At 50.2% G+C, this 1068-nt stretch carries 1 protein-coding gene; it reads right to left on the bottom strand.

Translation table 11 applies throughout. The features are described from left to right. Nucleotides 1-138: 138 nt before the first annotated feature. Nucleotides 139-1065 carry a bifunctional riboflavin kinase/FAD synthetase gene (gene ribF, locus ACTHUM_RS15045; protein ID WP_070461603.1) on the bottom strand — a complete coding sequence of 309 codons (927 nt, stop codon included), beginning with the start codon at nt 1063-1065 and terminating at the stop codon, nt 139-141. Nucleotides 1066-1068 lie beyond the last annotated feature (3 nt).

The raw sequence follows: 1068 nt of genomic DNA, 5'->3' as shown, positions 1-1068 counted from the left end.
TTTTTGATCTCTATTGTTGCGGTATTTCGGTTTCAGACGGCCTGATTGCTCATTTTGAAAAGAACAGGCCGTCTGAAAAAATTCAAAGGACTTATTGTAGCCCAATTGTCTTGATTTTATAAGCTTCTAGAAGCGTTTCTATGCTTCCCAAACCCTGGCATCTTCCATATCTTGCAAAATTTGGGTTTTCAATGCTTCGATACTCTCAAATTTTTTCTCGTCACGCAGTTTGTGCAGGAAGCGAACGAAGATACGTTGTCCGTACAAATCGCCGTTGAAATCGAACAGATGGACTTCCAGCTTTTGCGAGCGGTTGTTGCTGACAGTGGGGTTAAAACCAAAGCTGGCAACGCCTCGGCGCGTACCGAATGTGCCATCTGCTTCAACGACAAATACGCCGCTTAGCGCATAATGATACGGAGGAAGCTGGACATTGGCGGTAGGCGCGTTGATGGTGCGGCCGAGTTTTTGTCCGTGTTTGACCTTGCCGCTTAAAACGTAATCATGGCCCAATAGTCTTTTGGCGTATTCCAACTTGCCGTCTGAAAGGGCTTGGCGGACGGCGGTACTGCTGGTACGGATGTCTTCAACGATAACGGACGGCGTGCGCTCGGTTTGCATATCGGGCTGTTGAGCCAAGAGTTCAAAACAGCCTTCACGGCCGGCACCGAAACGGAAATCGTCGCCAATCAACAAATAACGCGTGTTGAGCGTTTGGCGCAAAAGCTGGTCGATAAACGCTTGCGCGCTCATATCGGAGAAAGCTTGGTTAAAACGCAAGACCCAAACGGCATCCACGCAGCCGGTTTCACGCAAAAGGCGCAATTTGGTACGCAGCGGGCTGATGCGGTAAGGCAGCTTTTTCCCGGCTTTGCGCGCAAAAAATTCTTTGGGCTGAGGCTCAAAAACAACAACGACAACAGGCAGACCGCGCTGGTCTGCCTCTCGTTTGAGTTTTTGTAGAATGTGTTTGTGCCCGAGGTGTACGCCATCGAAGTTGCCGATGGTTACGGCGGCTCCTTGCGGAAATTTGGGCGCGTGTCGCTGTCCAAGCCAGATGTTCATGGG

This window comes from Neisseria sp. P0021.S006, from assembly GCF_051956895.1.
The sequence above is the reverse complement of the archived record's forward strand: the minus strand, read 5'-3'. Positions and strand labels throughout refer to the sequence as shown.